The sequence below is a fragment of the Siccirubricoccus deserti genome (assembly GCF_014283215.1).
Taxonomy (GTDB): Bacteria; Pseudomonadota; Alphaproteobacteria; order Acetobacterales; family Acetobacteraceae; genus Siccirubricoccus; species Siccirubricoccus deserti.
Genome location: NZ_JACOMF010000003.1, coordinates 18601 through 40388 on the forward strand (window position 1 = coordinate 18601; position 21788 = coordinate 40388).

Here is a 21788-nt window from a genome sequence, read left to right on the forward strand (position 1 = left end):
GCGGCTTCCGCAGGCCGGCAAGGTGGCATTGAACAGAAAAGGAACGGAGCCATGCCGGACGGGCATTCTGTTTCTCTCGCCTCGCTGCCGTTGCGCAAGGGGTCTCCGCCCAAGGGCCGGGGCGCCATCTCGAATCCCGCCGTGCGCTTCGAAAGCACCGCGCGGGAGGCCTTCGACGATGGCTGGGGAAGCCTTGCCGACCTCGCCGACCTGCCGCCGCTGCCGACCACGCTGCTGCGGGAGAAGGCGCGTAGCGCGATGGCCTGGAATGAGAGTCCGGACATCGGCTTCGACCGATCCATTAACCCTTATCGCGGCTGCGAACACGGCTGCGTCTACTGCTACGCCCGGCCGTCCCACGCCTATGTCGGCTATTCGCCGGGGCTCGATTTCGAGACCAAGCTGCTGTTCAAGCCTGAGCTGCCGGCATTGCTGGAGAAGGAGCTGCGCAAGCCCGGCTATACGGCGAGGCCGGTTGCCCTCGGCGCCAACACCGACCCTTACCAGCCGATCGAGCGTACCCTGCTGCTGACCCGGCAGGTGCTGGAGGTGCTGGAACGCTTCGGTCATCCGGTCACCATCGTGACCAAATCGGCCGGGGTGCTGCGCGATCTCGACATCCTGCAGCGGCTGGCAAAGCGCAACCTGGTGCATGTGTGCCTTTCGGTCACCACGCTGGATGCGGCCCTGGCCCGCAGGATGGAGCCACGCGCCGCGGCGCCGGCCCGGCGGGTGGAGGCGATCCGGCAGCTTGCCGCCGCCGAGATCCCGGCCGGCGTGCTGGCGGCGCCGATGATCCCCGGTCTCAACGATGCCGAGCTGGAGCGGATCCTGGCGGCCTGCGCCGCGGCCGGGGCAACCCGGGCGGGCTATGTGCTGCTGCGCCTGCCGCTCGAGATCCGGGAGTTGTTCGAGGAATGGGCCCGGGCGCATTTCCCGGAGCGCGCCGCCCGCATCCTGGCGCTGGTGCGGGAGACGCGAGGCGGGGCGATGAACGACAGCCGCTTCGGGGTGCGGCAGACCGGCACCGGCGTCTATGCCGACATGCTGGCCAACCGGTTCCGGATGGCGGTCGGCAGGCTCGGGTTGAACCGCAGCGCGGTCGCAGCGCAGCGCTTGGATTGCAGCCAATTCGTGCCGCCGCCACCGGCCGATGCGCCGGCGCGGCAGCTGGAGCTGCTGTAGCCGGCTGGCCCTCCCTCCCCATGGGGGGAGGGCCAGGGCTTCAGCCCTGGTTTTCCTCGGTGAAGAATTTCCGCCCATCAGCGAAGATGTTCGGCTTGAGGAACACGCCGAGGACCGTCGCCCCCTCCGCCCCGGCCCAGGCGACATGGGTGTTGCCGGCAGGCCGCCAGACGAATTGGCCCGGCAGGCACTCGCCCTCCTCGTCGAGGAAATGTCCCTTCAGCACATAGGTCTGCTCAATGGCGGTGTGTTCGTGCAGCGGCACCTCGGCGCCCGGCTCCATCTCCAGCAGCAGCGTCGCCATGCCGGTGCCGTCGCTGTAGAGCGTCTTGCACTTGATGCCGGGGAATTTCGTCTCCTCCCACGGCATGTTCGGCACGTCGAGGAACACCGAGGCGGGCGAGGGCTCATCGGCCGTCAGGCGCTTGCGGGGCAGCTTGTGGGTTCCGTCGGGCATGGTGCGCTTCCTTCTGGATTGGCGCGGCCGGTGGCTCCGCGCATTCCGGTCGCAGGAGCCTAGAGCAACCGCGGCCCGGCTGGAAACAGCCGCGGTGTGCCGCAGCGCACGGCGCCCGGGCGCGTGATGGGCGGAAAAACGCGGCATCGCCGCGGCGCGGCACCTCCGAAACCTCAGGCTGCGTGGAGCGGTCGAATGCGTATCATCGCAAGATCTCACCGACCGGCCCTGAACGGCCGATCCCTGACGCGGGCACTGGCTGCGCTCTGGAGCTGGCTTAGCGCCAGCGGCTATCGGCCAGAGCGGCATTACATGCGGGGCGGCCGGCCCCTGGATACCGGCCAAGCCTAGCAGGCTGTCGGCCTAAAAGCCGGCAGACAACGCCCGTAAGGTGAAAGCTATCGCCATATGATGCGCGCAAACCTGCAAATTCTGTGTGCTTCTCACAACCAAATTTTGCGCAGCAGCAAATCCGACGGGCTCCGAGAGCGGATCGCAGATAGGCATGACCGCCCCGGAGGGGACGTCCACCTTGCAGGCCACAGCGGCGGCGCTACCGCCGGCCAGGCGCCAGGGCGAGCCCCAGCCGCGCCATGCCCATCATCATCTCGATGGCGAGGCAGGGCACCGCCAGGCATGCGAGGCCGGCAAGGATGGCGGTGTGGCCGTCGCCGCCTTGCGCCAGCACCGCCAGCGGGGCGCAAGCGGCGGTCGCCGCCAGCAGGATCCAAGGCCCCTCCTCCCGATCCATGCCGGACCATCCGCGGGGACGCCGTCGCCAGACCCGTTCCACGTCACACCCCATCGTTGCACCGGGATCAGCGGCGCCCCGGCTCACAGGTTGCAGCGCCGGGGCGGAAACTTGGTGTGCGGCACGACAGACGGAACGAGGCATCCCGCCGATGCGGACTATGGCGCAACGGAACCCCGCCACGCCACAGCGACGAAGGCTGGACGCAAACAGCCTGCGGGTATGTCAAGCTGCGGCGCACAGGCCGCGCTGACCGTGCCGGGCAGGGCAGGCCGCCGGCCCGCACGGCTCAGATCATCGCCATCCCGCCGTTCACATGCAGCGTCTGCCCGGTCACCCAGGCCGCCTCGGCGCTGGCCAAATAGGCAACGGCGCCGGCGATGTCCTCCGGCGTGCCCATCCGCGCCGCCGGGATGCGTTCCAGCAGCTTGCTCCGCTGCGCCTCGCCCAGCGCATCGGTCATCGCGGTCTTCACGAAGCCCGGGGCGACGACGTTCACCGTCACGTTGCGGGTCGCGACCTCCTGCGCCAGCGACTTGCTCATGCCGATCAGCCCGGCCTTGGCGGCGGCGTAATTGGCCTGCCCGGCATTGCCGGTGACGCCGACGATGGAGGCGATGGAGACAATCCGCCCCCAGCGCTTCTTCATCATCCCGCGCAGCGCGGTGCGGGCCAGGCGGAAGGGCGCGGTCAGATCCACGTCCAGTACCGCCGCCCAATCGGCGTCGCCCATGCGCAGCGCCAGCATGTCGCGGGTGAAGCCGGCGTTGTTCACCAGGATATCGAGCCCGCCGAGCCCGGCCTCCACCGCCTCGACCAGCGCCGCGGGCGCGGCCGGGTCGGCGAGATCGGCCGGGGCGACCAGGACGCGCTCGCCCAGCTCCGCCGCGAGTGCCTCCAGCTCCGCCGTGCGGCGGCCGGTGAGAGCCACCGCGGCGCCCTGGGCGTGCAGCGCCTTCGCTACCGCAGCACCGATGCCGCCGGTCGCCCCGGTGACGAGCGCGACCTTGCCATCCAGTCGGAACATGGCGCGATCTCCTTCAGATACAGGCTGTGCCGGCCGCGGGCCGGCGGTCGGGCAGAGGCTTCGCCGGCCCGCTAGATCGATTTCAGGAAGGCCTCGACCTCGGCCGGTGTGCCGATGGCGGAGGCGGTGGCGTCCGGCGCGTTGCGCTTCATCAGCCCGGTCAGCACCTTGCCGGCGCCGAGCTCGACGAAGCGGTCGCAGCCCATGGTGGCCATGGCGGCGACGCATTCGCGCCAGCGCACCGTCGCCGTCACCTGCCGCACCAGCAGGTCGCGGATCTCATCCGGGCCGGTCGCCTTGGCGGCACTGACATTGGCCACCACCGGCACCAGCGGGGCGACCAGCCGGGCCTGACCCAGCGCATCCCGCATCACATCGGCGGCGGGCGCCATCAGCGCGCAATGGAAGGGTGCCGAGACCGGCAGCGGCAGGGCCCGCTTGATGCCGGCGCCGGGTGCCGCCGCCACCGCGCGGTCCACCGCCGGCTTCGCGCCGGAGATCACCACCTGGCCGCCGCCGTTGTCATTGGCGATCTCGACCACCTCGGTGGCGCCGGTCTCGGGGTTCGGGCCGGCGGCCTCGCAGAGCGCGCGAGCCTGCTCAAGCTCCGCGCCGAGCAGCGCCGCCATGGCACCGGTGCCGGGCGGCGTCGCCTGCTGCATCGCCTCGCCGCGCAGCCGCAGCAGTCGGGCGGCGGTGGCCAGGTCGAAGGCGCGGGCGGCGGTCAGCGCGCTGTACTCGCCGAGCGAATGGCCGGCCACCAGGGCGACCCGGGCGGCAAGGTCGAAGCCGCCCTCGGCCTCCAGCACCCGCAGCACCGCGACGGAGGCGGCCATCAGCGCCGGCTGGGCATTGGCGGTCAGGGTCAACTCCTCCGCCGGGCCCTCGAACATCAGCCGGGAGAGCTTCTGCTTCAGCGCCTCGTCGATTTCCTGGAAGACCTCGCGCGCGGCGGGGAAGGCGGCGGCGAGGTCGCGGCCCATGCCGGGGGCCTGGCTGCCCTGGCCGGGGAAGACGAAGGCGAGCGCCATGGCGTTTCCTGCTGTTCCTGGGGCGGAATCCTTCGCCCGATGCACGAACCGGGCGCGGGCCCGGGGCGACCGCGCCTAAACCCTGGTCACTTCGGTGTCAACGCAAGCCCATCGGGTCACGTCGCATCAGGGCGTTGCCTCGCCGCCCATGGCGCGGACCATCGGTAGCGCGACTGGCGGCAACTGGCTGGCTGCGGACTCCTCCAGCTTCTGCCGCACCGCCAGGCCGGGGCCGGAGGAGGTCTCGCCGCTGGGCGGCGGCGGGGGCGGCGCAACCACCGGCGGAGGCGGCACCGCCGGAATGGTGGTGGGTGCGCCGGCCGAGGTGGGCGTCACGGGGGTGGCGTGCTCGGCCGGGCCCGGCGCTTCCCTCGCCACCTCGGCCGGCGTCGCCGGTGGCTGGGTGGTGTAGTCCGGCACGATTCGCGCTTGGTTGCCGGCGATCACCAGCACCCGCTGGCCGACCACCAGCGGCGTGGTATCGCGCTGAGTGACCGAAACAAGTTCCTGTTTGGCGGTGCGGACGACGTATTCGAAGGCCTTGGTGTCGACCACGACGTGCTCGGTCGCGGTGCCGATCAGCCCGCCAATCAGTGCCCCGCCGACGCCGCCGAGCGCGGCGCCGATGCCGCCGCCCGGCGTCTGCGCGCCCAGCACGCCGCCGGCCGCGGCGCCGGTGGCGGCGCCGGTGCTGCCCTCGGCGGAGACCTGGACCTCACGCCGGCCGACCACCATGCCCTGTTCCACCCGGTTCGCCTGTTGCACGGCGCGGGTGGCGTAGGTGTCCGGAGAATAATCGGATTTGCAGCCGGCCAACAGGGCCAGCACGGCGAGGAGGGGGAGGCGGTGCTGCAAGGCAAGGTCCCGTTCCGGTGGGTGCTGCACATAGAATAGCAGGGCGGCGGAGTCACGCTGGAAGCGGCTGGAGGGCCGGCCAACCAATAGCGCGGCTCCCGCACCGCAGCGCGCGGTGTCTGTTCGGAGATTGGGATCTCAGGCATGCAGGGTATTCCTTGCTACAGAATATATTCCTGTTATTCTGCCGGACCAGGAGCTTGCTGCCCCTTGCGCCGCAACCCCCGTCCGTGCTTAACGCCCCGCTTCCCTGCCGCCCGCGGAGGCATCGCGCGCGGCTATGCCCAATTCGCGCCCGGCGGCATCCCGTCCCGGACCAATGGGCTGAGACAGCCATAGGGGGAACCCATGCCGCTATATGAATGCGTGTTCATCGCACGCAACGATGTCACCCAGCAGCAGGTCGACGCCATCGCCGACCAGATCACCACCGTCCTGACCGAACAGGGCGGCGAGGTGAAGAAGCGCGAGTACTGGGGCCTGCGTGGCCTCGCCTACAAGATCAAGAAGAACCGCAAGGGGCACTACATGCTCCTCGGCATCGATGCCTCCCCGGCGGCGATGCAGGAGGCCGAGCGCCAGCTCGGCCTGAACGAGGACGTGCTGCGCGAGATGACCCTCAGGATCGAGGCGATCGACGAGGCGCCCTCCGCCATCCTCACCCGCCGTGGCGAGGAGCGCGAGCGTGACCGCGGCTTCCGTGGCCCCCGCCCGCCGGGCCGCTTCACCAGCGGCCGCCGCGAGCGTGGCGACGAGCGCGAGGAATTCCGTGCCCGCCCGCGCGACGAGGTCGATCCCTCCATCGGCGGCGAGGAGTAAGCAATGTCCGACATCACCCCACCCGCCGACCTGAACCCGGCCGCCCGCCGCCCCGCCGTCGGCGCCCGCCGGCCGTTCTACCGCCGCCGGAAGTCCTGCCCCTTCTCCGGCCCGAACGCGCCGAAGATCGACTACAAGGACGTGCGGCTGCTGTCCCGCTTCCTGTCCGAGCGTGGCAAGATCGTGCCGAGCCGCATCACCGCGGTCAGCGCCAAGAAGCAGCGCGAGCTGGCGAACGCGATCAAGCGCGCCCGCTTCCTCGCACTGCTGCCCTACGTCATCAACGACTAGGCCGGGCGACCGGCCGAGCAGCACGGGAATGCGCGAGGTGACGGCGAGCGGGCCGCAGGACACGCAGGACCGGGGGCAGCCCGGAGGGCAGCCTCATGGCCTGTCTGCCAATCCGAGCCTGCTGGCCGCGGGCGCCGCCGGATTCACCGCGGCCTTCGCGGTGCTCTGGGCGGTGCGCGGACTGCCGGGTGGCACCCTGCTGTTCTGGGCGGCGCCGCTGCCGCTGTTCGCCGCCGGGCTGGCGTTCCGCCCGCTGGCGGCGGCGGTGGCCGGGCTGCTGGCGGCGGCGCTGCTCGGGGTCACCGCCGGCATCGCGCCGGCGCTGGTCTTCCTGGTGCTGTTCGGGGTGCCGGCGGCGCTGCTGCTCGGCAGCTGGCGGCATGGCTCGCTTGGCCTGGCGCTGGCGATGCTCGGCCTCTGGCCGCTGGTGGTGCTGCTGGCGGCCGCGCTCTTCCTCGCCGATGACGGTGGGCTGGACGCAGTGATGCGGGCGGCGGTGGAAGCCGTGCTGCTGCGCCTCGACATGCCTGCCTCGGAAGCGCTGGTGACCACGCTGGTACGGCTGAAGGCCGGCGCCATCGGCTTCTGGGTGGCCATCGCGCTGCTCGGCAATGCCACGGCGGCGGCCCGCCTGCTGGAACGGCGCGGATTGCTGGCGGTGCCGGCGCCGGCTTGGTCGCGGGTGCGGCTGCCCGGCTGGTATCCGCTGCTGCCACCGGTCGCGGCACTGGCCTATCTGGCGATGCCGGAGGATGCGGTGCCACTCTCCGCGTTGCTGCTGCTGCTGGTGCCGCTGTTCTTCCAAGGTGTCGCCGGCGTGCATCGGCGGCTGGAAGGGCGGCAGGCGCGCCCCGCCTTGCTGGCAGCCTTCTACATGCTGCTGGTGATGTTCCTGCAGGTGATGGGCCCCGGGCTGATCGGCCTCGCCCTCTATGACCAATTCCGGCGGCGCGCGGCGCCGCGCAACAGCTGACGAAAGCCGACAACCATGATCGAACTGATTCTCAAGCAGCGCGTCGACAAGCTCGGGCAGATGGGGGAGGTGGTGAAGGTCCGCCCCGGCTACGCCCGCAACTTCCTGCTCCCGCTCGGCAAGGCGATCCGCGCCAGCCAGGAGAACCTGGCGCAGTTCGAGCAGCAGCGCGCCCAGCTTGAGGCCGAGAACCTGAAGCGCCGCGAGGAGGCTGAGCGGGTCGCCGAGCGCGTCGCCGGCCTCTCCGTCGTCATCATTCGCCAGGCGGGCGAAAGCGGCGGCCTCTACGGCAGCGTCTCGCCGCGCGACATCGCCGATGCGGCGAAGGAAGCCGGGCTGACGGTCAACCGCAGCCAGGTGCTGCTGGAGCAGCCGATCAAGACCCTCGGCATCACCACCGTCCGGGTCGAGCTGCACCCGGAAGTGCACCTGCCGATCGCGGTCAACGTCGCCCGCAGCGTCGAGGAGGCCGAGCGCCAGGCCCGTGGTGAGGAGCTGGTCCGCGAGGAGGAGCCGACCCTCGAGGAGGAGCTGCGCGCCGAGATCGGCGCGGCGATGGACGACCGCTGAGCCGGCCGCATCCACGACCGATCGACACTGAGGGGGCCGCAAGGCCCCCTCGGCAATTCCGGGCACTATCATCTTGTAGTAGAATTGCGGCGGCGTTGCTTGGCGCTTCAGTGGTGCTGGTGGTCTTCGGCCTCGGGCCGCTTGACCCGCGCAACCAGGGCTGGCTGCTGGCCGGGCCGCTAGGGCCGGACCCGGTGCAGCTCTGGCTCGGCTGGACCTACTTCGCCCGCGCCCCCTGGGGTTGGCCACCAGGCGCCAACCCGGATTACGGGCTGGAACTCGGCACCGCCATCTATTTCGCCGACACGATCCCGCTGCTGGCGCTGGCGCTGAAGGCGCTGCGCGGCCTGGTTGAGGTGCCACAATATGTCGGCCCCTGGCTGCTGGCCTGCGGGGTGCTGCAGGGGCTGGTGGGATGGCGACTGCTGGGCCGCGCCACCGGCGACCCGCTGGCCCGCGCCGCCGGTGCCGGGCTGCTGGCGTTGCAGCCGATGCTGATCAACCGCATGGCCGGGCACACCCCGATGGCTGGGCAATGGACCCTGCTGCTGGCGCTCTGGCTGGCGCTGGACCCTGGCCGGGCGGCGCGCCGCGGCTTGGCCTGGGGGGCACTGCTGGCTGCGACCAGCCTGATCCACTCCTACCTGCTCGCCATGGCGGTGTCGATCTGGCTGGCCGATTGGCTGCGCCGGGTGCTGGCACGCCGGCCACGCCTTGGCCTTGCCATCGAAGCCCTGGCGGTGCCCGCGGCGGTGCTGGCTGCGCTCTGGACCGGCGGCTTCTTCCTGCTGGGCAGCGGCCTCGACACCGGACCGGGCAGCGACCGGGGCGGCTACGGCACCTGGAACTTCGACCTGCTGGCCTTCCTCGACGGCGGCATGTGGTCCGGCCTGCTGCCCGACCTGCCCGACCCGGGGCATTGGGAGGCCGGCAGCAGCTATCTCGGCCTCGGCGGGCTGCTGCTGCTGGCGGCGGGAGCGCTGGCCTGGGCGCGGCGGCCAATGGCGCTGCCGCGCCGGCTCTGGCCGCTGACGGCGGCGCTGCTCGGCCTGCTGGCCTTCGCGGTGACCCAGCGAGTGACCCTCGGCGGTGCGCTGATGGCGGAACTGCCGCTGCCGGCCTGGCTGCTCGACCGGCTGGACGTACTGCGCAATGCCGAGCGCATGGCCTGGCCGCTGGCCTATGCGCTGATGGTCGGCGCGGTCGCCCTGGCGGACCGAGCCTGGGGCGGGCGGCGGGTGGGATGGCTGCTGCTCGGGCTGCTGGCGCTGCAATGGGTGGATCTGCGGCCGGGCCTCGCCTTCCGGCACGGGCTGGTGGCCGGCGCGCCCTCCGGCGTGCCGCAACGGCTGTTCGACCCATTCTGGGCCGAGGCCGCCGGGCGCTACGTCCGGGTGCGGGCGGTGCCGGCGGTCAATATGGGCGAGGGCTGGGAGAGCATCGCCCGCTTCGCCGCCCAGGCCGGGCTGCCGACCGACAGCGTCTACATGGCGCGGGTCGATGAGGTGGCGGCGGCGGCGCTGCGCGCCCGAGTGGCGGCCGAACTCCGCGACGGGCGCTATGAGCCGGGCACACTCTACGTACTGCGCGACGCGGCAAGCCTGGCGTTGGCCCGAGGCTCGCACGATCCGACGCGCGACCTGCTTCGCCAGGCGGATGGCTATTGGGTGCTGGCGCCGGGCTGGTCAGAGCGGATCGCGGAGGGCCGCTAACGCCCCGAAGCGTGCAAACGGCAGGCTACGGCGGATCGGCATTCGGACATGACCGCAATCCGCGGTAGCGCCGCGCTGAACACCGGGGAACGGCGCCGCGCGGGGCGGCGTTGGGATGCCACCACGGCGTTCAAGGAAACCACCATGTCGAAGGCGCATCTGCCGCCGGTCCCACCGGCCAACCGCACCACCAAGGGGCCGGGCCCGCAGGACGACACGCCGCGCGGCACGGACCACCAGGGCGAGGCCCTGCCCAGCGATGCCAGGGACCGCAATCTGGCCGAGCAGGGCCGCCAGGGAAACATCAAGCAGAACACCACAAACCAGGGCTTCACCCAGGACCGGTGACGCAGGAGAGATCGGCCATGAAGCAGCAGCGCGGCGAGCACGACCCGCACCGCGACAAGGGCGGCCCGGGCAGTAGCCATCAGGGCGGCACACATGGCGCGGCGCACCGCGACCGCGACGACCAAGGGCCGGCGCCTGACGAACCGACCAACCCGGACCGCAGCCGGATCTCGGGTGGTGGCGGCGAACGCGACCGGCATCACGTGCACGACCCGAAGACCAAGTCCTGAGGCCAACGGGCCAACCCGCCGCGGCCACGCCTACGACTCGCGTGGCCACGGCTGCCGCGCGGGCAGCAGCCGGGCCATCGCCAGACAGCCGAGCGCCGGCCCCACCGCCAGCACCGCGAAGGCGCCGCCGCCCCAGCCGAGCCGCGCCTCCACCCAGGGCAGCAGGTGGATGGCCGGCAGGGTGAGCGCGAAGCCGAGGCAAGTCTGAACTGTAAGCATGGTGCCGGCGAGGCCGGGCGGGGCCAGTTCCGCCACACTGGTCGAGAATTGCGCGGAATCCGCCACCACCGCTGCCCCCCACACCAGGCACAGCGTCATCACCAGGGCGGGATGCAGGCCGAAGGCCGGGCCGGCCAGCAGGCAGCACAGCGCGCTGGTGGCCATGGCCCAGATCGTCAGCCTCGCCCGGCCGATGCGGTCCGCCAGCAGCCCGCCGGCGACGCAGCCCAGGCTGCCCGCTGCCATCACCGCGAAGCTGGCCAGCGCCGGGCCGCCCGGCGCCGAACTGCCCCAGGCGAGAAAGCTGGCGGCGAGATAGGCCCCGACCCAGGCCCACATCGCATAGAGCTCCCACATGTGGCCGAGGTAGCCGAGGGTCGCCAGCCTGGTGCCCCGATTGCGGAACAACAGCAGCGCCAGCCCCGGCCGGAAAGGCGGCGCCTTGGCATGGCGTGGCCCGAGCCGCACCGCCAGCACCAGTCCCGCCGCCAACAGCGCCGCCAGCGAGGCCGCCGCCACCGTCACCCGCCACTCCAGCCCGCCCAGCGCATTGACCAGATGCGGCGCGCCGGAGCCCAAGGTCAGCCCACCCACCAGCAGCCCCACCACCAGCCCGGCATCGCCCGGCCCCGCCCAGCCGGCCGCCAGCTTCATCCCCACCGGATAGACGCAGGCCAGCGCCAGCCCGGTGGCGCCGCGCGCCACGACGACCCAGGGATCGCCCACCGGCAGCGCCAGGATCAGCGCATTGGCGGTGGCGCCGAACAGGCAGGCGGCGGCGATCAGCCGGCGCGGATCGACCCGGTCCGGCAGGGCGAGCGCCGCGCTCGCCAGCGTCCCCAGCACGAAGCCGGCCTGCACCCCGCCGGTGAGCCAGGCGAGGAACCCCGGCGGCACCGCCGCCTCCCGCGCCATGGCGGGACCGGCGGCGGTGCCGGAGAACCACAGCGACAGCGCCAGCACCTGCGCCAGCACGATCAGCACGATGCTGGCCGGCCGGTCGCGTGCCATTCAGGCGCTAGTCAACCGTGGCCCCGGCGGCGGTGACCACCGGCGCCCATTTGGCGACCTCGGCGCGCATGAAGGCATTGTACTCGGCGGTGGGCAGCGGCCAGGGCTCGGCGCCGATCTCGGCGAGGCGGGCGATGATGCCGGGGTCCGCCACCGCCTCCAGCAGCACCTCGGCCAGCTTCGCCACCGCGTGCCGCGGCGTCGCCGCCGGCGCGGCGATGCCGTACCAGGAGGCGACGTCGAAGCCGGTCACCCCCTGCTCGGCCAGGGTCGGCAGGTCCGGCATCGTCGCCGCCCGCTGGGCGGTGGAGACGCCGATGGCCCGCAGCGCGCCGGATTGCACATGCGGGCGGGAGGTCGGCGCATTGTCGATATTGAACAGCACCTCGCCGTTCAGCACTGCCAGCATGCTCGGCGCGGTGCCGCGATAGGGCACATGCGTCACCTCGACGCCCATGATCTGGCCGAACAATATCCCCGACAGATGCGACGAGGTGCCGGAGCTGGCCGAGCTGAAATTCGCCCGCCGCGGATTAGCCCTGATGTAGGCAACAAGGTCGGCGACATTGTGGATCGGCAGCTCGGACCGGACGATCAGCACATTCGGCATGGCGCAGAGCCGCGCCACCCCCGGCATGTCGCGCAGCGGGTCGAAGTTCCCCCGGTTGCGGTAGACCGAGGGGCCGATGCCGTGGCTGGCAATGTGGTTCACGGTGAAGCTGTGCGCGTCATTGGCGCGGATCACGCTCTCCGCCGCGATCAGCCCGCCGCCACCCGGCTTCGGCTCGACGTAGAGGGGTTGGCCGAGCCGTTCGCGGATGCGGTTCTCCAGGATGCGCACCAGTATGTCGGAGACGCCTCCGACCTGGGCGCTGACGACGAAACGCAGCGGCCGGTCGGGCCAGCTGCCTTGGGCGGTCCCTTGGGCCCTTGCCGGCCGGATGGCCAGCGCCGGCAGGGCCAGCAGAGCTTGACGGCGGCGCATGGCGGCTAATCCACTGAGGCGCCGGAGGCGCGGACCACCGGGGCCCATGTCGCCACCTGGCTCCGCATGAAGGCGTCGAATTCGGCCGGGCCGAGCGGCGCCGGCTCGGCGCCGAAGTCGCGATACCGCTGGGCCAGCCCCGGGTCCTGCAAGGCCGAGACAAGTTCGCGCCCCAGCCGGTCCACGATCGGCCGCGGCACGCCGGCAGGGGCGGCGATGCCGTACCAGGAGGCGACGTCGAACTCCGCCACGCCTTCCTCCTGCAGGGAGGGCAGTTCCGGCATCGTGGCGGCGCGGGTGGCGGTGGAGACCGCCAGCGCCCGCAGCATTCCCGCCAGCACCTGCTGCCGGCTGGCCGGAGCGTTGTCGATGGCGAAGAGCACTTCGCCGTTCATCACCGCGGCCATGGAGGGGGCGGTGCCGCGATAGGGTACGTGCGTGGTCTCGACACCGGTGCGCAGGCCCAGCAGCACGCCCGAGAGATGCGAGGAGGTGCCGGTGCCGGCGGAGGAGAAGGTCGCCTTCTCCGGGTTGGCGCGGATGAAGGCGACCAGGTCCTTCACCGTGCGGTGCGGGCTGTCGCCCTTGACGATCAGCACGTTCGGCATGGCGGCCAGCCGCGCCACCCCCGGCAGGTCCTTCAGCGGGTCGAAGGAGAGCCGCTTGTAGAGCGTTGGGCCGATGCCGTGGCTGGCGATGTGGTTGATGTAGAAATTATAGCCATCGGCCGGGGCGCGGGCGACGATCTCGGCGCCCACCATGCCGCCGGCGCCCGGCCGCGGGTCTAGCACGATGGGCTGGCCGAGCCGTTCGCGCAGCCGATTCTCCATGATGCGGAGCAGGATGTCGGAGACGCCGCCGGCGGAGCCGCCGATGACGAAGCGGATGGGCTTTTCCGGCCAGCTTGCCTGGGCCCGCGCCAGCCCCGGCATGGCCAGCAACCCGGCCCCCAGCACCATGTCTCTCCGACGCAGCATTCGCTTCCCCCTTGCGGAATTCGTCCAACCGCTTGGTTGCGATGCTACCATCATTGCCCGGCGTTGACGCAAGCCTGGGGCAGCGCGAACCTGCGGGTGATCCAGGGAAGGAATGGCCATGCGCCAGATGCACCTCGTCGGCTTCCTGCAGGCGCAGAATTGCACCAATCTCGCCAGCTCCTGGCGCCATCCGGATAGCCGCACCGATTTCCTCTCGGCCGACTACTACCAGGAGATCGCTCGCATCCTGGAAGCCGGCAAATTCGACCTCGGCTTCTTCGACGACCGACTGTCCATGCCGGACCGCTACGGTTCCGACCATGTGCACACGGTGGAGCACGGCATCCGCTGCGTGAAGATGGACCCGGTGGTGGTGCTGACGATGATGGCGGCGGCGACCTCGCGGCTCGGCCTCGGCTCCACCGCCTCGACCACCTACTACGAGCCCTTCCACGTGGCGCGCCTCTTCCAGACGCTCGACCTGATGAGCAACGGGCGGGCGGCCTGGAATGTCGTGACCTCGCTGAACGACGGCGAGGCGGCGAACATGGGCCATGCCGAGATGATGGCGCATGACGCGCGCTACGACCGCGCCGATGAATTCGTCGAGGTGGTGCTCGGCCACTGGGATTCCTGGGAGGACGATGCGCTGATCGTCGACAAGGCGTCGGGGCGCTTCGGCGACGGCCACAAGGTCCACCGGCTGGACTACAAGGGCCGGTACCTGCACTCGCGCGGGCCCTTCACCGTGCCGCGCAGCCCGCAGGGCCATCCGGTGCTGATCCAGGCCGGCAGCAGCGGCCGTGGCAAGCGCTTCTCCGCCCGCTGGGCGGAGCTGGTCTTCGTGCATTACCCGACCCTCGACGGCGGGCGGAAGGACTACGCCGAGTTCAAGGCGATGGTGGCGGCGGAAGGCCGCGATCCGGCCTCGGTGAAGGTGGCGACGCTGGTCTACCCGATCTGCGCCGCGACCAGGATGGAAGCCGAGGACAAGGCCGCGCTGATCCAGACCCTGCCGCTCGAGATCGACGCGCTCTCGCTGCTGAGCGAGGCACTGAACTTCGACTTCGCCAGCAAGGGGCTGGACGAGGCCTTCACCACGGAGGAGCTGGACGGCATCCAGGGCCTGCAGGCGATGCGCGACAAGGTGGTGCGCGCCATCGCGCCCCGGCTGCCGACGGTGCGCGACTTCATCACCGTCAGCGGCCGCGGCCGGCCGGTGCACCCGATCGTCGGTGGGCCGAAGGAAGTGGCGGACGCGCTGGAGGAATGGTTCACCACCCCGGCCTGCGACGGCTTCGTCATCTCCGCCACCCATGTGCCCGGCACCTACGCCGAGTTCGTGCAGCATGTGGTGCCGGAGCTGCAACGGCGCGGGCTGCACCGCAAGGATTACACCGGGCCGACCTTGCGCGACCACCTCGGGCTGCCGCGCTCGGTGCGCGGCGACTGGCGGGGGAAGCTGGCGGCCGAGTAGCCGCCCCACGAACAACAGGCCGTGGCGGATTGGCGTATGGGCATGAACGCCAATCCGTTGTAACGGCCCCTGCCGTATCAAGCACCATTCTGGAGCTGCTGCGCCATCCGCAGATGCTCCTGCAGCGCGGGCAGGGTCGCCGCCGCCCATTGCTTCAGCTCGGCATTGTCGCCGGACGCGGCATAGGCGCGGAACAGGTCCACCGCCTGCATATGCGCCATCACCTGCTGGCGCAGGTAGAGCCGATCGAAGGCCGCGCCCTGGGTGCCCTGCAACTGCTGGAACAGCGCCAGGTGCTGCTGGTCGAGGCCGGTGGCCTGCGGCGAACCCGGCGTAGGCTCCGCGCCGCCGCGTGGCGCGGCGGTGGCGCCGCTCTGGCCCGGCATCGCCGCAATCAGCCGCTGGAGCTCCTGCGTCGTCTTCTCATGGTCACGCACCATGTGCTGGGCGAATTCCTTCACCTTCGCGGTCTGGGTACGTTCGATGGCCAAGGTGCTGGAGACGATCTCGAAGCGGTCGCTCATCGAGGCCATGCGGATGAACTCCGGCGTGGTCGTCACCTCGGCGCGGTTGCCGGTGGCGCTGGCGCCCGCTGCGGGCCCCGCCGTCGTGCCGGGGACGCCGGGCTGGCCGGTCTGGCCCTGGGCGGCCTGGGACCGCTGCTGTTGGGTCTGCGCCAGCGCGGGCACTGCGGCGAGCAGGGCGGTGGCGGCGAATAGGGCGATCCGGGACATGCGTCTGCCTCCTGTCGGGAGGCAGGATGAACGGGGCGCCGATGGCGAAGTTCGGTCGGCGGCCGGATCAGGGCAGCAGGCGGCGCAGCCGGGCGGTCTGCCGCCGGGTCCAATCCAGCAGCCGGTCCTCCATCACCTCCACGCCCTCGACCGCGCGCGGCCAGCGGCGGCGCAGCGCATCCGTGGCGCGCCGTGCCCAGCCAAATTGCTCGCGCAGCACGAACAGCCCGAGCCCGAGCAGCAGCCCGCCTTGCAGGATCGGCAGCACCAATCCCAGCACGCCCAGCACCAGCAGCCCGATGCCGCCGACCTTGCGCTTCAGGGAGGGCCGACGCGGCGCCGACATCATTACGCCGCGCGCTGTGGAGGCAGGGCGATGCGCTGCTCGCTGACCACGAAGAGGTACTCGATGTTGGTCAGCCGGCCGATGGTGCCGACCTTCTCGCCCCGCGGGTTGTGGATGCCGATCTTGGCGCCGACGTAGCGGCCGTAGGGGATCTCCACCACCTGAACATGGCCGCGCGGCGCCAGCATCGCCTCCAGCGCGGCGCGGCTCAGATAGCCCTCGTCACTGAAGGAGACGACCAGGGTTGGGCAACGCAGCGCGCCGATGGTGCGGGCCAGTGCCGGGCCGATGCCGGGGCGGCTGTTGAAGGCCGAGATCCTGGTGCGGCAATCCGTCCGCTTGTTGGCCACCCCGTAGACCTCCGGCTGGTCCCAGCGCACCAGCGTCTCCCAGACATGGTAGTTCCTGAGGTAGCTGTGCTGGTTGTACGGCGGGTCGAGGTAGGCCAGGTCGCAGTCGAGCGTCGCCGCCACCTGCTCGGCCTCGCCGCAGAAGGCGGCGCAGGCGCCGGCGGCGGGGCGCGTCAGCATCGCCGGCAGCCGGAGGCTCAGCGGGTTCAGTGCCCGCGGCGCCCAGCGCTTCATATAGGCCATCTGCAGCCCGGCGGTGGAATCAACGCGGTCCGCCGCCTCCAGCAGCGAGGTCAGAAGCACCGCCTCCAGCTCCGGCTCGGCGCCGAGCGTCAGGATCGCCTCGCGCACCGCCTCGATCCGGGCGCCATTGTCGGGGTGGAAGTAGCGGGCGGCGACGCAATAGGTCTCGGTGAACCAGCCCGGGCGCGGCGGCAGGCGCTGGAGGTCGGCCAGGATCTTCCGCGCCGGCTCGGCCCAGCGCTCGGCATCGGCCTGGACGTAGCAGGTGGCCAGGATATGGGCGAAGGCGTTGTGGTCATTCGCCAGCACCCGGTAGCCGGCGCGCTTCAGCGCATGGCCGACCCGGGCGGTGCCGGAGAACAGGTCGGCGACCACCGCCCCCGCCGGCGCGGCGGCGCCGATGGCGGAGAGGATATGGGTCAGCAGGGCGCGCTTGCTGCCGATGTATTTGATCACCGGCGGAAGCCCAGCCGCGGATCAGATATGCAAGGCCCGCCCGGCCACCGCGAGCGCCGCTTCCTTCACCGCCTCGTTCAGGCTGGGGTGGGCGTGGCTGGTGCGGGCCACATCCTCGGCGCTGGCGCCGAATTCGATGGCGAGCGCCAGCTCCGCGATCAGTGTGCCGGCATCCGGTCCGACGATATGCGCGCCGAGCAGCCGGTCGGTCTTCGCATCCGCCAGCAGCTTCACGAAGCCGTCGGTGTCGCCCATCGCCCGCGCCCGGCCATTGGCGGTGAAGGGGAATTTGCCGGCCTTGTATGCCACGCCGGCTTCCTTCAGCTGCTCCTCGGTACGGCCGACGCTCGCCACCTCGGGCCAGGTGTAGACCACGCCGGGGATCGCCTCGTAGTTCACGTGCCCGGCCTGGCCGGCGATCAGCTCGGCGACGGCGACGCCTTCCTCCTCCGCCTTGTGCGCCAGCATCGGCCCGGCGATGACATCGCCGATCGCCCAGATGCCGGGGACATTGGTGGCGAAATGCGCATCCACCTTCACCCGGCCGCGCTCATCCAGCGCCACCTGCGCGGCATCCAGGCCAAGCCCCGCGGTATAGGCGCGGCGGCCGATCGCCAGCAGCACCACATCGGCCTTGAGGGTCTCCGCCGCGCCGCCGGCGGCGGGCTCGACGCTCAGGGTCACGCCATCTTCGCCGACCGTGGCGCCGGTGACCTTCGAGCCGAGTTTGAACTTGAAGCCCTGCTTCACCAGGATGCGCTCGAAACCCTTGCAGACCTCGTTGTCCATGCCCGGCAGGATGCGGTCGAGGTATTCCACCACCGTCACCTCGGCGCCGAGCCGCCGCCAGACGCTGCCGAGTTCCAGCCCGATGACCCCGGCGCCGATGACGACCAGGTGCTTCGGCACCGCATCCAGCTCCAGCGCGCCGGTGGAGGTGACAATCCGCTTCTCGTCCACCTCGACGCCGCGCAGCGGAATGCTCTCGCTGCCCGAGGCGATGACGATGTGCTTCGCCTCATAGACCTGGTCGCCGACCGCGACCTGGCCGGGGGCGGCGATGCGGCCGGCACCCTTCAGCCAGGTGACCTTGTTCTTGCGGAAGAGGAATTCGACACCCTTCACATTGGCGGCGACCACCTCGCCCTTGCGGGCCTGCATCCGCGCCAGGTCGAGCGTCACCCCGCCCACCACCACGCCATGGTCGGCCAGCTTATGCGCCGCCTCCTCGAAATTCTCGCTGCTCTGGAGCAGCGCCTTGGACGGGATGCAGCCGATGTTGAGGCAGGTGCCGCCGAGGGTCTCGCGCTGCTCGACGCAGGCGGTCTTCAGCCCGAGCTGGGCAGCGCGGATGGCGCAGACATAGCCGCCCGGGCCGGCGCCGATGACGATGACGTCGAAACTCTCGGGCATGGCAGATCCTCGGCTAAGGGAAGCGGCCGGAACCTGCCGGCAACCGGGCAGCGGCGCAAGTGGCGGGTCATGGAGCCTCCGGCGTTCAGCAGCGCAGTGGTGCGGTCGCCGGAGGGGAAGAACAGCGGGACGAAATCGAGGGCGGTGCAGGAATAGGCGTAGAACTCATACCCTCGACCAGATCGCCGGAGGAGCCGCCGAAGATGGCGAGGGATGCGGCGGCGTCGGTCGGCGGCCTCATCGAAGGCGCGGCATTCAGGCCGGGGGCTTGCGTGGTCATGATCGGTCCTCCGGCCGCTGCAACGCTTCGGACGCCCGCAAGGTCGCAAGACTGGTCCGCGGCGGGGGAGGCACGCCGCCCTCCGCTTCGTGCGGCTTTTGCTTCTCCTCGGCCGCCCACCCCGGCCACACTCGGCGGAAAGGTTCGGAACGGACCAGCCCGAGGGAGGACACCACACATGAAGACACAGGCCACCCACCGCCGTGCCGTGCTGGCCGCGGGAGGCGCCCTGCTCGCCGCCCCCGCGCTCGGCCAGTCCCGCTTCCCCGACCGGCCGATCAGGCTGATCGTGCCCTGGTCGGCCGGCTCCTCCTCCGACGTGCAGATGCGTTCCCTGGCGGAGATCGCCCAGCGCGGCTTCGGCCAGCCGGTGGTGGTGGAGAACAAGGCCGGCGCCGCCGGCACGCTGCACATCGTGCCGCTGGCGCGGGAGACCCGGCCGGATGGCTATACCCTTGGCCAGATGCATCTCGCGGTCATCCGCCGGCCCTATCTGGTGCGCACCCCGCAATGGGACCTCGCCACGGATTTCACCTATGTCATCGGGCTGTGCGGCTGGGTGGTCGGCGTCGCGGTGCGGGCCGATGCGCCCTGGAAGAACTGGGCGGAGTTCGTCGCCTCGGCCAAGGCGGAGCCGGGCCGGCGCACCTACTGCACCTCCGGCATCGCCACCACGCCGCACATCATCATGGAGGACCTCGGCGCCCGGATCGGTGCCGAGTTCACCCATGTTCCCTTCCGCGGCACCAGCGAGGGCGTCACCGCGGTGCTCGCCGGCCAAGTGGATTGCATAGCCGATGCCTCGACCTGGGCGCCGCATGTGGTGGAGGGGCGGATGCGGGTGCTCTGCGTCTTCACCGCGGAGCGCTTCGCCCGCTTCCCCGATGCACCGACATTGCGCGAGCTGGGCATCGACCTGGTGGCGACCTCCGCCTACGGCCTGGTCGGGCCGCCCGGCATGGACCCCGGCGTGGTGAGGGTGTTGCACGACGGCTTCAAGGCAGCGCTGTTCGACCCGGCAAACGAGCGGGTGCGGGCGCTGTTCGACATGCCGGCGGTCTATTACGACAGCGACACCTACAAGACCGTGACCCTGCGCCAGGCGGAGTACGAGAAGCAGGTGGTGCAGCGGCTGGGCCTGCGGCTGGATTGAGGCCGCCCTACCGCCGCACCGCCCGCGCCAGCACGGCGGCGGAGCCGGCCAGCGCCAGCCATGCGCCGAGCAGCGCCGCCGCGATGCCGAAGGCATCGACTGCGAGGCCGACCGCCAGCGGCACCGCGCTGAACCCGGCATGGGCGACGACGAAATAGCCGGCGACGGCGCGTGCCCGGTCCTCCCCGCTGGCAGCCTCGGCCACCGCCGCAAGCCCGCCGGGGTAGACGAAGGCGTAGGTGCCGATGCCGACCATCGCCGCCCCCGCCAGCAACGTCAGCAGCCCGCCGCCCAGCACGCCCCAGAAGGTCAGCGCGCCGCCGACCACCAGCACCCCGAGGCCAAGCCGCACCGCTCGCCCTGCCGGCATCTTCCGCCCGGTTTGCTGCGCCGCCAGCCCGATGATCATCATGCCGCAGGCGGCGAGCGGCCCCAGCAGCGGCCTGCCCTCCGCCGCCATTGCCGCCTGGACGGTGGTCAGCACCGTGGCGGTGGCGCCCCAGCCGGGCAGGATGGCGAGGGTCGTCGCCAGGGTGCCGGGCGGGAAGGCCGGGCGGCTCAGCCAGGGTCCCCGCGGCGCCGCCAGGGTCTCCGGCAGCCGGGCGGTCAGCAGCAGCAGCAGCGCGGCGAAGGCCAGATGCGCGGCGAAGGTCGGCGGCGGCACCCAGGCCGGCCAGATCGCCACCGAAGCCAGGGTCAGCACCCCGCCGGCGCCGAAGCTGCCAATGGTCGCCGCGGCGATGATGCCCGCCGCCCGCCTGCCGCCCGCGGCCCCGCCGCCGGCCAGCTCCGCCGCCCAGGCGGTGGCCGCGCCGGTGACGCAGCCCATGCCGAGCCCTTGCGCCACCCGCGCCACCGCCAGCGCCGGGATGCTCGGCCAGAGCGTCAGCACCAGGGTGGAAACGGCGGCCAGCACCACCCCCAGCAGCACGCAGGGCTTGCGGCCAATGCGGTCCGGCAGCGGGCCGAGCAGCGGGGCAGTAACGATCAGCGTGGCGGCGTAGCAGGCGAAGGCCAGCGCCAGCGCCCCAGTGCCGTAGCCGCCACGCGCCGCCAGCATGCCATAGAGCGGCAAGGGCAGGGTGGTCGCCAGGCCGATGGCGGCGACGGCAAGGCCGACGACCAGCTCCGCATGCCGTCGGGCGGGTTCGGGCAAGCGGCGACTCCATGTGGCGCCGCAGCCTGCGGCCTCTGGCAGCCAAGCACCAGCCCTGCTGGACAGCGCCGCCTCGCCATCGCACCATTCCGGGATGCTCGGCTCCGACCTCATCCTCCGCGACAGCACCCCGGCGGATCTGCCCGCCATCACCCGCATCTACGGCCACTGGGTCCTGCATGGCCTCGCCAGCTTCGAGCTGGAGCCGCCGGATGAGGCAGAGATGGCGCGGCGGCGGGAAGCGGTGCTGGCCGGTGGCTATCCGCATATTGTCGCCACCGACAAATCGGGGGCGGTGCTCGGCTACGCCTATGCCAGCGCCTATCGTACCCGCCCGGCCTATCGCTTCACCGTCGAGGATTCGATCTATGTCGCGCCCGACGCCGGGCGGCGCGGGATTGGCCAGGCGCTGCTGCCACTGCTGATCGCCCGCTGCGAGGCCGCGGGGTTCCGGCTGATGATCGCGGTCATCGGCGACAGCGGCAATGCCGGCTCCATCGGCCTGCATGCGCGCTGCGGCTTCGCCCGCGTCGGCACGCTGCCGGCGATCGGCTGGAAGCACGACCAATGGGTGGACAGCGTGTTGATGAGCCGGCCGCTCGGCGACGGCGCGGCGGCCCCGCCGCCGGCCGGGCGGTAGGGCCGGTCGCGCCCCTGGCGGGGTGCTGAGGAACAGCGGGTCGCTCCTCTCCCACCATGCACGGGCCTTGCCCGTGCATCCGAATGGGACACGAAAGCA

The 21788-nt window shown here is 71.5% G+C and carries 24 protein-coding genes; 11 read left to right on the plus strand and 13 right to left on the minus strand.

The window, feature by feature from the left end:
• The first annotated feature begins 51 nt into the window (after positions 1 to 51).
• Complete coding sequence (locus H7965_RS03295; protein WP_186769118.1) at positions 52 to 1185, plus strand: PA0069 family radical SAM protein; 1134 nt, start codon at positions 52 to 54, stop codon at positions 1183 to 1185.
• A 40-nt stretch (positions 1186 to 1225) separates the two neighbouring features.
• On the opposite strand, the gene H7965_RS03300 is transcribed toward H7965_RS03295, so the two are convergent.
• From H7965_RS03300 to H7965_RS03320, 5 genes are all read right to left on the minus strand, one after another.
• A complete protein-coding gene (locus H7965_RS03300; protein WP_186769119.1) occupies positions 1226 to 1642 on the minus strand; it encodes a cupin domain-containing protein in 417 nt (138 codons plus the stop codon).
• 553 nt (positions 1643 to 2195) lie between these two features.
• Positions 2196 to 2393: a hypothetical protein gene (locus H7965_RS03305; protein WP_186769120.1), complete on the minus strand. Its 198-nt coding sequence runs from the start codon at positions 2391 to 2393 to the stop codon at positions 2196 to 2198.
• A 289-nt stretch (positions 2394 to 2682) separates the two neighbouring features.
• Positions 2683 to 3420, minus strand: coding sequence for a 3-oxoacyl-[acyl-carrier-protein] reductase (fabG, locus tag H7965_RS03310; RefSeq protein ID WP_186769121.1), 738 nt, complete (start codon positions 3418 to 3420; stop codon positions 2683 to 2685).
• Between the two features lie 71 nt (positions 3421 to 3491).
• Positions 3492 to 4451, minus strand: a complete 960-nt coding sequence (gene fabD, locus H7965_RS03315; protein WP_186769122.1) for an ACP S-malonyltransferase — start codon at positions 4449 to 4451, stop codon at positions 3492 to 3494.
• A 126-nt stretch (positions 4452 to 4577) separates the two neighbouring features.
• Complete coding sequence (locus tag H7965_RS03320; RefSeq protein WP_186769123.1) at positions 4578 to 5306, minus strand: hypothetical protein; 729 nt, start codon at positions 5304 to 5306, stop codon at positions 4578 to 4580.
• A gap of 348 nt (positions 5307 to 5654) precedes the next feature.
• Here H7965_RS03320 and rpsF point away from each other — a divergent pair, with 348 nt between their 5' ends.
• From rpsF to H7965_RS03355, 7 genes are all read left to right on the plus strand, one after another.
• On the plus strand, positions 5655 to 6125 hold the full coding sequence (gene rpsF / locus H7965_RS03325) for a 30S ribosomal protein S6 (protein WP_186769124.1): 471 nt from the start codon (positions 5655 to 5657) through the stop codon (positions 6123 to 6125).
• A 3-nt stretch (positions 6126 to 6128) separates the two neighbouring features.
• Positions 6129 to 6416 carry a 30S ribosomal protein S18 gene (rpsR, locus tag H7965_RS03330; RefSeq protein WP_186769125.1) on the plus strand — a complete coding sequence of 96 codons (288 nt, stop codon included), beginning with the start codon at positions 6129 to 6131 and terminating at the stop codon, positions 6414 to 6416.
• A 28-nt stretch (positions 6417 to 6444) separates the two neighbouring features.
• A complete protein-coding gene (locus H7965_RS03335; RefSeq protein ID WP_186769126.1) occupies positions 6445 to 7389 on the plus strand; it encodes a hypothetical protein in 945 nt (314 codons plus the stop codon).
• Between the two features lie 15 nt (positions 7390 to 7404).
• Entirely contained in the window at positions 7405 to 7959 is a 555-nt protein-coding gene (gene rplI / locus H7965_RS03340) for a 50S ribosomal protein L9 (protein WP_186769127.1), read from the plus strand.
• Positions 7960 to 8054: 95 nt separating this feature from the next.
• Positions 8055 to 9671, plus strand: coding sequence for a DUF6311 domain-containing protein (locus H7965_RS03345; protein WP_186769128.1), 1617 nt, complete (start codon positions 8055 to 8057; stop codon positions 9669 to 9671).
• A 48-nt stretch (positions 9672 to 9719) separates the two neighbouring features.
• On the plus strand, positions 9720 to 10019 hold the full coding sequence (locus tag H7965_RS03350; protein WP_229682454.1) for a hypothetical protein: 300 nt from the start codon (positions 9720 to 9722) through the stop codon (positions 10017 to 10019).
• A 17-nt stretch (positions 10020 to 10036) separates the two neighbouring features.
• Entirely contained in the window at positions 10037 to 10249 is a 213-nt protein-coding gene (locus H7965_RS03355; RefSeq protein ID WP_186769129.1) for a hypothetical protein, read from the plus strand.
• Positions 10250 to 10279: 30 nt separating this feature from the next.
• Here H7965_RS03355 and H7965_RS03360 read toward each other — a convergent pair whose 3' ends face one another.
• Genes H7965_RS03360 through H7965_RS03370 form a run of 3 tightly spaced genes read right to left on the minus strand, consistent with a single transcriptional unit; the run spans position 10280 to position 13441 of the window.
• The gene (locus H7965_RS03360) at positions 10280 to 11479 is read right to left on the minus strand and encodes an MFS transporter (protein ID WP_186769130.1); all 1200 of its coding nucleotides are present in this window, start codon (positions 11477 to 11479) and stop codon (positions 10280 to 10282) included.
• Positions 11480 to 11486: 7 nt separating this feature from the next.
• On the minus strand, positions 11487 to 12464 hold the full coding sequence (locus H7965_RS03365; protein ID WP_186769131.1) for a Bug family tripartite tricarboxylate transporter substrate binding protein: 978 nt from the start codon (positions 12462 to 12464) through the stop codon (positions 11487 to 11489).
• A gap of 5 nt (positions 12465 to 12469) precedes the next feature.
• Positions 12470 to 13441, minus strand: a complete 972-nt coding sequence (locus H7965_RS03370; RefSeq protein ID WP_186769132.1) for a Bug family tripartite tricarboxylate transporter substrate binding protein — start codon at positions 13439 to 13441, stop codon at positions 12470 to 12472.
• A 118-nt stretch (positions 13442 to 13559) separates the two neighbouring features.
• On the opposite strand from H7965_RS03370, the gene H7965_RS03375 reads away from it, so the two are divergent.
• Positions 13560 to 14918 (plus strand): LLM class flavin-dependent oxidoreductase, encoded by a 1359-nt coding sequence (locus tag H7965_RS03375; RefSeq protein WP_229682453.1) that lies wholly within the window; start codon positions 13560 to 13562, stop codon positions 14916 to 14918.
• 77 nt (positions 14919 to 14995) lie between these two features.
• Here the strand turns inward: H7965_RS03375 and H7965_RS03380 are convergent, their stop codons facing one another.
• The 4 genes from H7965_RS03380 to lpdA all read right to left on the minus strand — a co-directional run bounded on the left by H7965_RS03380 (position 14996) and on the right by lpdA (position 18460).
• A complete protein-coding gene (locus H7965_RS03380) occupies positions 14996 to 15652 on the minus strand; it encodes a DUF4142 domain-containing protein (RefSeq protein WP_186769133.1) in 657 nt (218 codons plus the stop codon).
• Between the two features lie 67 nt (positions 15653 to 15719).
• Positions 15720 to 15998, minus strand: a complete 279-nt coding sequence (locus tag H7965_RS03385) for a PGPGW domain-containing protein (RefSeq protein WP_186769134.1) — start codon at positions 15996 to 15998, stop codon at positions 15720 to 15722.
• Positions 15999 to 16000: 2 nt separating this feature from the next.
• On the minus strand, positions 16001 to 17047 hold the full coding sequence (locus H7965_RS03390) for a DNA adenine methylase (protein ID WP_186769135.1): 1047 nt from the start codon (positions 17045 to 17047) through the stop codon (positions 16001 to 16003).
• A gap of 21 nt (positions 17048 to 17068) precedes the next feature.
• Positions 17069 to 18460: a dihydrolipoyl dehydrogenase gene (lpdA, locus tag H7965_RS03395; RefSeq protein WP_186769136.1), complete on the minus strand. Its 1392-nt coding sequence runs from the start codon at positions 18458 to 18460 to the stop codon at positions 17069 to 17071.
• A 458-nt stretch (positions 18461 to 18918) separates the two neighbouring features.
• Between lpdA and H7965_RS03400 the strand changes: the two genes are divergently transcribed.
• Positions 18919 to 19893, plus strand: coding sequence for a tripartite tricarboxylate transporter substrate binding protein (locus H7965_RS03400; RefSeq protein WP_186769137.1), 975 nt, complete (start codon positions 18919 to 18921; stop codon positions 19891 to 19893).
• 7 nt (positions 19894 to 19900) lie between these two features.
• Here H7965_RS03400 and H7965_RS03405 read toward each other — a convergent pair whose 3' ends face one another.
• The gene (locus tag H7965_RS03405) at positions 19901 to 21049 is read right to left on the minus strand and encodes an MFS transporter (protein WP_186769138.1); all 1149 of its coding nucleotides are present in this window, start codon (positions 21047 to 21049) and stop codon (positions 19901 to 19903) included.
• A gap of 13 nt (positions 21050 to 21062) precedes the next feature.
• On the opposite strand from H7965_RS03405, the gene H7965_RS03410 reads away from it, so the two are divergent.
• Entirely contained in the window at positions 21063 to 21689 is a 627-nt protein-coding gene (locus tag H7965_RS03410; protein WP_315898676.1) for a GNAT family N-acetyltransferase, read from the plus strand.
• Positions 21690 to 21788: the final 99 nt, after the last annotated feature.